Genomic DNA, 9,662 nt, shown 5'->3' with positions numbered 1-9,662 from the left:
GTATCCGGCCTTGGTTCCTACCTATTTCGCCCCCTAAAACTGTCCGAAGTATTGATCTTAGGGAAGATCCTTTTACCGTATTGCTCCTAATGAGGCAGGGAAATATGTGTAGCGTTTTATATTGCAGAAGCTTGAATATTCCCCCACCCCCGCCTGCCAATTCTTACCGCTGAAAAAACCATCTAGAGCTTCCTAGATTGCCAATATAAGCACACATGTGGAACTATCATCTCTGGAAGCACAATGAACAACGACTACCTCCATTCTATTGCCAACATTTATGTCAATTTGCAGCTATTAAGCTTAGAAACAAGCCAGCAGCCAAATTCATAAAATATATCCTATTTTCTAACCTATCTATGCAAATTAGACAAACAACAGCTGCTATCTAAAAGAGCAAAGTTGTTTTAAATGTTCTGGGATACTTGAGGAATAATCAGCTACATAATAGCGCGCCCGACGCTGGCTGGAGGATTAAGATTACCGAGGCACTCACTCTGTTACTATTCAGCAAATTGATCTAATGCCTACGGGTCATACTCACCAGGGCCTGTAAATTGATCTGGTCATAATCTAACACTTCGCCACCTTCAGCATCAGCGAAGTTCCAGGCATCCTGCTCCCGTGCAAAACTTGCCAGTGTTGCACCCATCGAACCCTGCTTGGAATGGCCAATCACATACCAAGCCTTCCGGGCATCTACATAGGTTTCTTCATCGGGGTGATCCCAGGGGGTTACGGCCATATCGTGTACAAAGGCTTTCTGTACATTATGGCGGTTTTCTGGGTCAACGATAAATGCGAACATATCGCGGGTAGAACAGAACTTGAGATTACCCACTATTCCTTTGCTGAACAGCTGCCCTTTGGGTCCTGGATAATTGGCAATAATCATACCACACAAGTGACATTCTTCACCGCTTTCAATCGCTACTACCTGCTGCACCATAGTCACTTGCTTATCTTTGGTGCAGCTAACCAATAAGGCAATTGATACCAGCAGTACCAGCAACCCTCTGACGGGAAAAATGTTCGTAAGTAAATACCTCATCACTGTCTCCTAACTTATAAACCACGGCGGTTAAAAATATACATAGCTAGGCTGGCGGGCAGCACCAACCAAACCAGCAGCGCGGCCAGTAATCCATATAGGGAAAATTGTGTTTGCTGGGCTATAGCCATAAGGCCAGTAAGATTCTGATCAGCAAAATAAGTAATATTCACCAGCCTAAAGATATCGGTGGGATTCAATAACAGCATATAAGGGAACAGATTGGAATCCACATTACCTTCGGTTGATACGAGTAAACCGAGCAATCCCAGATCAAACACCAACACAAAAATAAACCAGACAATCAGTGCAATACCGGCCGCTTTAGATTTTTCTGAGACGCTGACACTGATTACATAGGCAATGGCAATAAAAATCCAGCCCAGCAAAACAGCAGATAAAATAAATACGGTATAGGGCACTAATAAGTCTCCCCAAGAAGTACTTGCCGAGAAAAGGCCAATCATTACTGCCGAAGAGCCAAAGCCCACTAACGTTGAGAACGCCATTATCGCCCCCTGCCCCAGCATTTTTCCCAACAAGAGCTGAGCCCGCGACAGCGGGTAGGTCATCAACAATAGCAAGGTACCGCTTTCATCTTCACCAACAATGCCATCGTATGAAAGCATCAGTGCGATCAACGGAATAATAAATACTGCAAGACTGGCCAGACTGACAATTGTGGTCGACAATGAAGTAAAACCCACCTTACCCGCAGCTGCAGCGCCAAAATAGGCCAGTCCAATTGCCAATACAGAAAAAGTAATACAAATTGATATAACCCAGCGATTGCGTAGGCCATCTCGAAATTCTTTACCGGCAACGATCAGTAGCGGGTTCAACATAAAGCGGACTCCTGATCATAGTGGCCCTGAATAAAGTGGGTGTAGAGATCTTCCAGTGAGGGTAGGTGAATATCGATATTATCAATACTGACTATGCCCGCCAATGTTCGCAGGGTCTGCATTCTCTCCTCCATGGGTACCGCTATGCGCATACTTGCATTATTATTAGGGTCCAGCGGGCACAACTCTTTCGGCAACTCTTTCGATAAGCCAGGCCGTCCCTTTAGCTGAAATACTGATGGTAAATTTGCTTGGGCCCGTAGCTGCTCAATACTGCCGCTGGCTAACACCGCACCCCGCCCTAAAATAAGTGCTCGATCGATATACTTTTCAACTCCAGGCAGCACATGTGAACAAAGCACTACAGTACAGCCTTGATGTTTTAAGTGATCAATAGTGTGATAGAAATCCTGTGTGGCAATCGGGTCGAGACCCACGGTGGGCTCGTCCAGTAGTAACAAACGAGGATTTCCCAACAGGGCCTGAGCCAGCCCTAAACGCTGGCGCATCCCTTTTGAATAGGTTTTTACTCGCCTGCCGCAGACATCTTTCAAGCCTACCTGCTCCAGTAACCCAAAACATTCTTTACGGCTTCGCTTACAACTAGTGCCTTTTAAGCGGGCAAAATATTCCAATACTTCCATGCCGGTAAGCTGATCATAAAAGCTGACATTTTCCTGTAAAAATCCCAGTTTAGCCCGCAGTTCACGGGTACCTGCCTGAGCTGGATCTTTACCAAATACACTGACCTGCCCAGACGTGGCCTCAATCAGCCCCAAAATTAATTTGATAATCGTGGTTTTACCGGCTCCGTTATGACCAAAAAGACCAAAAACCTCACCCTTGTGCAGATTCAGATCAAGGCTCTGCAAGGCCTTTACCCCTTGATATTTCTTTTCTACTTGTTGTAACTCAACAATATTCCCCGTATGGCTCATCATTCTTCACCTGCCTGAACTTGTGTTGACGGAGAGTTGCCCTCATCAATGGCTACCATTTTGACCGGTATTTGAGGTCGCTCAACCATTAAGGGCTGACTATCGATTACCCCTGGACCTTTCAACACAGGAAACTGTCGCTGTACCCAGCGCAATGTTTCGATAGCCGGGCTATTTAGCAGCAGTTTGGCGGTTGGAAATTTCCATAACAGTCGGTCAACGCTGTCATTCGGTTCGTATTTAATATCACCAATACCGTCTCCGTTCATATCCCAGCCTAAGTAATCACTCCAATAATTTCCTGCCCAGTCTTGCGTACGGGTAGATACATACTTCACCTGGGTTTTATTATTCACGAAGGCGTTTCCTTTCAGCGTATTGTCTTCAGAGGCCGCCGTCAGGTGGATACCAATATCACTATCAGAAAAACGGTTATCGGTAAACTCATTAAACAACGAGTTGTAAATAAATAAGGCTTTCCCTTCCAGACCCGCCCTTCTCGCCGCACGAGTACCGGTTTTCTGCATATGCGGATTGTGGCGGTTCTGGATACCACGGATTTCATTATTTCGCAGGGTTGAATTAGTGATGTAATTCATCAGGATACCGTAGTTGACATCATTAACTGAGCGATTATTCAACACTGTCAGATACTTTGACTGCATCAGCGCATAACCTGTACGGGTGTTTTCGGTCAAATTTCCTTTCAGCAGGTTATTGTAGGCATACATGTAGTGCACACCGTAGCGTAAATCGTGCAAGTAATTATCGATCAATTTATTTTTGTTGCTGGTATCGATATAAATGCCATCGCGAGTTTCCCAGACTTCATTACCTTCTATCAGGGCCTGGGTAACATTGAACAGATGGATGCCATTACCACGATCGGAGGCACGTAGTTCAAGCTTACCCCGTATTCTGTTATTTGAAATTTTTGCTGCCTGGGTTGCGTCTACCCAAACACCAAAGCCGCCGCCATAGAGGCTGTTATATTCGATACGACTACCCATTGCCGAGGTTGCCAGTAAAATACCGGCATCCTGATTTGTCAGGTCCTCACCCCAGTTTACAATCCGTAAATCATGTACATAGCTATTTTCGGCTTCGATCTGCAACGCGTGCCCCTTGCCGCCCGCATCAATTACTGCACCTTCCTGTGCAGCCAGCTCTATCGATTGTCGAAGTATAAAATTCCCCCGATATTCCCCCTTACCAAGTATCAGAATGTCACCTGCCTGGCTGCGATCCAGCGCCAGCTGCAAGTCATCCTGCGGTGTTAACTGAATCACAGCCGCAAAGGATACGTCGCTGGTCAATAGTGCCAACAGACCAAATATTTTTCCCGTAAGACTCAACATCTGTTACCGCTCAAACAAGCCGGGCGGTTAAACCGCCCGGAAATTTCTGTTGTTATGCAGGTTCGACCAGCATGCGACCACGCATTTCCATGTGCAGTGCATGACAGAACCAGTTGCAATAGAACCACTGCACGCCGGGCTTATCGGCAGTAAAGGTTACTGAGGCGGTTTGTTGCGGGCTGATTTCCATCTGAACACCGTGGTTCACCATACAAAAGCCGTGGGTAACGTCTTCAATCTGGTCAAGGTTAGTAACAACCACGGTTACTTCATCACCCTGTTTCACACGGAACTCATTGATGCCATAAACCGGTGCGACAGAGGTCATGTAAACACGTACCTTATTACCGTCATGAATCACTTTATTTTGAGTGTAAACATCAACCCCGTCAGCCTTCGCCATTGTAATGGTGGCCGCAAATGTAGGGTCTTTGCGGTCATACAACTTGCGCGTTTTTACCTTGGAGCGGTGCACAATCATGCAGTCATGGGGCTCGGCATACGTTGGGCCGTCGTGGATCAGCTTCATCTCTTCGCCAGAGATATCGATCAACTGGTCGTTCTCCGGATGTAGTGGGCCACACTGCAGGAAGCGATCCTTAGAGAACTTCTGCAGAGATACTAGATATTTGCCATCGGCATCACGGGTTTCACCCATACTGGTGTGGTTATGACCCGGTTGATAATGTACATCCAGCTTCTGCAGGATGTAATCAACGCTCTCACCGTTATAGGCGTGAATGGCTTTTTCGATATTCCACTTACAAACCTGACTATCAATAAATAGCGTTGTGAAAGCATTGCCCTTTCCATCAAAAGCGGTATGCAATGGCCCCAGACCCAATTCCACTTCAGCAACAATGGTATCGCGCGGCTTAATCTTGTCGTCAAACAGGGAATCAAACTTATCCAACTGGAACATAGTCACTGTTGGCGATAGCTTACCGTTGGCAACTGCATACTTTCCGCCAGGTGCCGTGTTAATACCATGCGGATTCTTCGGTACCGGCACGTAGCGTGTCAACTCCGAACCTTTACGGCCATCCAGTACTGGCACGTCTGATCCAGGCAAAGTTATAAACTTACCTGATTTAACAGCTGCTTCGATACGCTCAATATTGAAGATAACCAAATGATCACGCTCTGCCTTCATAGAGCCGGCGAGATCAGTCGCACCCTCTGAGTTATAGCTGGTTGAGAACGCATACTTACCGGTGTAATCTGCATCGGTATTATCCAGATTACCGTCAACAATCACTTGCCATGCCACATCCATGCTCTCAGCATCAACACCATTGAACAGGGTGTAATAGCCCGGTACATCATCCATGTTCAGGCCGTTATTAGGGTGCGGAATACGGAACTCTGCATTGGCAAAGACATACTTGGTATAGGGTACTTTTTGAACCCGTAAACCATGAACGGCCTGGCAGTTAGGGATAGTCGTGATTTTATCGGTCTTCATGATGTCACAGCGAATCCGCGCTACCCGAGTATTTGCCTTGTCATTAATGAAAACATACTTACCGTCGTAACTACCGTTCGTCATCGACATATGCGGGTGGTGGCTATCGCCATTCAACGGTGCATTTTCACCCAGAACCGCTTTACTCTCGTTGGTAATACCCCAACCAGTTGCACTGTCCACGTTGAAAACTGGAATGCGCATCAGCTCACGCATCGATGGCAAGCCGAGGACACGCACTTCACCGGAGTGACCACCACTCCAGAAACCATAGTATTCATCCAGTTCACCCGGCCCAACCGTACTATCTGCACCACTGGTGGCATGTGCGGAAGAAGACAGTAAACTACTGCCCATACCGGCTCCCAGTGTACTGGCTATACCCGCTAATGCCGCTGAACCTCCGAGGAACAAACGTCGACTCACTTTCACATGTTCTGTTGCCTGCGAATCTTCCACATCAATTTTTGGCAGGTTTTTGTCTTTCGGATCAATCATCTTCACATTCCCCAATAACAGGATTAAGTGTTCGGCAGCGGCGCTGCATCGGTCACATCCAAGGTCTCAATTTTTTCTACAGCCGCTTGCTGCTTAGCACGTTTTCTGGCTTTAACCACCAAAGGTGGGCACTTGTCATTTCGGTAATAAGTCACTTGGCAATCCAGACACTGATGGCACTCATTGGCATTGATAGAACCATCGGGGTGAATCGCCTGAATTTCGCACTCATTCGCGCATAGCCTGCAGGGTTGTCCGCACTCTTTACGACGTTTCAGCCAGTCAAATAGACGCAGGCGGGCAGGAATCGCCAGCGCTGCTCCCAATGGGCAGATATAGCGGCAATACACTTTGCGGGTAAAAATGTTAATGAACAGCAGGATAACGGTATAAATCACATAGCCCCATTCCCGGTTAAACTTCAGGAGGAAAGCAGTTTTGAAGGGCTCGACTTCGGAATAATATTCAGCCGCAGACAAAGACTCCAAAGACACCGCAAACAACACCAGAAGAATCACATATTTGATTGCCCATAGGCGCTCGTGCACGGCAAAAGGGATTTCAAACTGTTTAACTTTAAAACGGCGGGCAACTTCATTAATAAGCTCTTGCAGGGCACCAAATGGGCATAGCCAGCCGCAAAAAATTCCTCGGCCCCATAGCAACATGGACATTGCAACAAAGCCCCAGAGAATGAACAGTATTGGATCAAGTAAGAACAATCCCCACTGGAAGTCCCCCTGGAATGCATGTACAAAGGTAAAGACGTTAACCACCGACAGCTGTCCCAGCGCATACCAGCCTATAAACACAAGAGTAAATACCAGATAACCTTGACGCAAACCATGCATCAGCCGTGGACGACGAACTAGCAAGTCCTGAATAATGATAATTACGAACAGTACAAATAACGCCACCGATAATACGCCAATCTGGAAGGCCTTTTCTCGCCAGATGCTTACCCACAGCGCTTCAGGTTCAGCTTCTACAGTAGGCGCTACCGGTTCAGGACGTGAAAGGTATTTTTCAGGTGTTAAATAGTCACCATAAAAACTGGTAAATACACTATCCAGTGCGCCGACCTGACGGCGCACCAGTAATTCCAGTTGCCAGGAAGTACCCGGATCGAAATCATACTCGGCGCGAATAACAAAGATCGCCATTTCCCTGAAGCCCGGAAAACCATCAATGTAAACATCATCCAGCCGGTGGTAATCCGTATCGTGAAAACTGATCACCTTGCCGCTCTGTTGCAACTGGGTACGGTCAAAAATACCACCACGTACGTATCCGTTACCCTTAAAGGAGTAATCCCCCTCCCCCATCACAGCGATTGCACTGTCTCCAGGGTTGAGCCCGCCCATCATCCAGTCATACTGAGAGTCACCCAGTAGATTCCGACCAATAGTTGGGATATCCACCGGTGCGTAATACAGATCAATAAAAGCCTTGTTTGAATCCCCCGGTGTTTTAGCTGCTTGACCTTCAGCTTTTGTACCTACAAAGGCTGAATCAATTTCTTTGCGTTGCAGCAGCATCCGGCGGATCGAACCATCACTTGTCAGCTCTACCCAGTCGGCTTTGGAAAAAACCTCTGGTTTAATCGTCGCGGGGGGAGTTTCCGCTACCCGAGAAAGACCGGCAATACCTAAAATGCGCGCCACTTTCCGAGCCGCACGCATAATGGTTTCATTGACTACCCTAACGGTCACAGTAGCGCCGGACACCATATCGATATGGTGTATCTCTTTATTACTATCACTACCTACACGGACTTGGTCCGTCACGTTCAGGCCTTGATAATTATCCGCAAAATCGAAAAGCTTTTGCTCAGGAATACCTACAAGAAGAATAGGTTCATGATGTTCAAGTACCCGTGTAACCACCAACTGGCCTTTGAGGTCCATCACAATCAACGTATTAATGGATTTACCGGAATACGCGGGAATACTGACAATATCATTAGTATTAAAGGCGTAGCCGATTTCTTTATCCTGCGCAGAAACTCGTCGAATCAGAACCTGATCACCATCCAGTGGCTCCTTTTCAGTAATGTGGGTCGCCTCAGGAAAAGCCCGCAGGATAGTTTCTGTCTGCTGCGCCTCACTGACCGGCACCATTGCCTGCGCACCGTTGGGTGCAGACAGAATCAACACAACCACAAGCCACAAGCAATTCAGGAAATCTGCTAACTGTATATAATATTTATTCACTATCAGTAACCTCTGGAATACCAATTACTGATTAGTAATGTTAGTAATGGTGGTACAAGTCATCATATTCTGCTGCTTAGATTGAAAATAAATTCAATGAGCTTTTAAAAAACCAGGAGCCTGCATTGCCAATGCTAAATTTCACCTGTGCTCTGGCAAGCACCCCATGCCGGAATACGCCAATACAGGGATTTACGCTGATTTTTTTGCGGCAGAATACTTCTGACCATGCCAGAAGTTGTTATCACATCAGAGATACTCTGTATGTTAGCTGCCAGCTGTTGGCTCAATTTAGGCTCTTTAGACTGTACTGTAAGAATTCCGGTACAGAGCAAAACTGCACATATCGCTACAGTCATGTCCTTAAATGAATCAGACATAATGGTACCGCCTTATTTAAATCTGCGCCGGTTGTTCACAAGCAAAAGCTTAAAGGGACTATTTCTGGAGCGCCTTGACATCTATCAAGTTTGTAGGATTTTTAAAGCCAGACTGATTTTCAACTGACACAGGCCATCAAATCTCCTAGGGACAACTATAGAACCAGCTAGATCTTCCAATAAAATAGTCATGTTGGTACCTTCCTGCTTCATTCAGCGACGATTTGCTCTGGGCAAAATTTTAACCGGGCAATTTCTGAGGCCTATTGATATTCATCAAGTTTATAGTGTTTATGGTCAGGCTGGATCTCAACAGATGCAAATCACCACAGACAATTCTTGAAGCTTTGCTATGGGAAATTAATCGGTGCATTTCACACGACCTGCATATTTGTTCGAGTCCCACCTTGCGGGCGAAATTCCTTTTCATCTGCAGATATATTGAGACACACCTTCGGTAGCGAACAAAGTTCTTACTTACAGCCAATCGTTATGGCGCCGAATAGCGATGGTCTATTGTAAGGGGTTGGAGTGTAGGTATTGATCTATGCCCTGATCATCGACGCCCTGAGGCAAGGACGCTTAACGAGAAAAAATCGTTCGCTCGTGGGTATAGCCGCAATAAATCAGAACGGTGGGAGTATTCTAGGTAGACACTACATTTGAAACCGACGGCATCGCATATACGAAATCTGCTTTTCCTAAAATATCGGTAATACAGTGCCCCCCCTACATGTTAAAACTAATATACGAGCACCTTCGCGCCGCTGGAAAACAAGGATAGTAATTCTCAGCACTTTTGTGGGAAAGCAGATCCTAGATTCCCACAATGACCGACACACTTGGCGATAGCAAAGGTGGCCAGCTGGCTGTAGGCTGGTTAGCTTCCACACAAACAAGCCAGGAACCCCATG

The 9,662-nt window shown here is 46.5% G+C and carries 7 protein-coding genes; all 7 read right to left on the bottom strand.

The genetic code is table 11. From position 1 onward, the window contains the following. Nucleotides 1-520: 520 nt before the first annotated feature. Nucleotides 521-1,051 carry a nitrous oxide reductase accessory protein NosL gene (locus MO867_RS18825; RefSeq protein WP_252472012.1) on the bottom strand — a complete coding sequence of 177 codons (531 nt, stop codon included), beginning with the start codon at nt 1,049-1,051 and terminating at the stop codon, nt 521-523. A 14-nt stretch (nt 1,052-1,065) separates the two neighbouring features. Then, nucleotides 1,066-1,896: an ABC transporter permease gene (locus MO867_RS18820; protein WP_252472011.1), complete on the bottom strand. Its 831-nt coding sequence runs from the start codon at nt 1,894-1,896 to the stop codon at nt 1,066-1,068. Next, nucleotides 1,890-2,834, bottom strand: coding sequence for an ABC transporter ATP-binding protein (locus MO867_RS18815; protein ID WP_252472010.1), 945 nt, complete (start codon nt 2,832-2,834; stop codon nt 1,890-1,892). Before MO867_RS18815 ends, MO867_RS18820 begins: the two co-directional genes overlap by 7 nt. Continuing rightward, nucleotides 2,834-4,192 (bottom strand): nitrous oxide reductase family maturation protein NosD, encoded by a 1,359-nt coding sequence (locus MO867_RS18810; protein WP_252472009.1) that lies wholly within the window; start codon nt 4,190-4,192, stop codon nt 2,834-2,836. Before MO867_RS18810 ends, MO867_RS18815 begins: the two co-directional genes overlap by 1 nt. A 52-nt stretch (nt 4,193-4,244) precedes the next feature. Further along, nucleotides 4,245-6,155 carry a TAT-dependent nitrous-oxide reductase gene (nosZ, locus tag MO867_RS18805; RefSeq protein WP_252472008.1) on the bottom strand — a complete coding sequence of 637 codons (1,911 nt, stop codon included), beginning with the start codon at nt 6,153-6,155 and terminating at the stop codon, nt 4,245-4,247. A gap of 23 nt (nt 6,156-6,178) precedes the next feature. Next, entirely contained in the window at nt 6,179-8,368 is a 2,190-nt protein-coding gene (gene nosR, locus MO867_RS18800) for a transcriptional regulator NosR (protein WP_252472007.1), read from the bottom strand. A 134-nt stretch (nt 8,369-8,502) separates the two neighbouring features. Further along, entirely contained in the window at nt 8,503-8,748 is a 246-nt protein-coding gene (locus MO867_RS18795) for a hypothetical protein (protein WP_252472006.1), read from the bottom strand. Between the last annotated feature and the right edge of the window lie 914 nt (nt 8,749-9,662).

It is taken from the genome of Microbulbifer okhotskensis, from assembly GCF_023895975.1.
Classification (GTDB): Bacteria; Pseudomonadota; Gammaproteobacteria; order Pseudomonadales; family Cellvibrionaceae; genus Microbulbifer; species Microbulbifer okhotskensis.
The sequence above is the reverse complement of the archived record's forward strand: the minus strand, read 5'-3'. Positions and strand labels throughout refer to the sequence as shown.

Coding starts and splice junctions, on each gene's coding strand:
- MO867_RS18825 (WP_252472012.1), bottom strand. CDS start 1,051: ATGAGGTATTTACTTACGAACATTTTTCCCGTCAGAGGGTTGCTGGTA.
- MO867_RS18820 (WP_252472011.1), bottom strand. CDS start 1,896: ATGTTGAACCCGCTACTGATCGTTGCCGGTAAAGAATTTCGAGATGGC.
- MO867_RS18815 (WP_252472010.1), bottom strand. CDS start 2,834: ATGAGCCATACGGGGAATATTGTTGAGTTACAACAAGTAGAAAAGAAA.
- MO867_RS18810 (WP_252472009.1), bottom strand. CDS start 4,192: ATGTTGAGTCTTACGGGAAAAATATTTGGTCTGTTGGCACTATTGACC.
- nosZ (WP_252472008.1), bottom strand. CDS start 6,155: ATGATTGATCCGAAAGACAAAAACCTGCCAAAAATTGATGTGGAAGAT.
- MO867_RS18795 (WP_252472006.1), bottom strand. CDS start 8,748: ATGTCTGATTCATTTAAGGACATGACTGTAGCGATATGTGCAGTTTTG.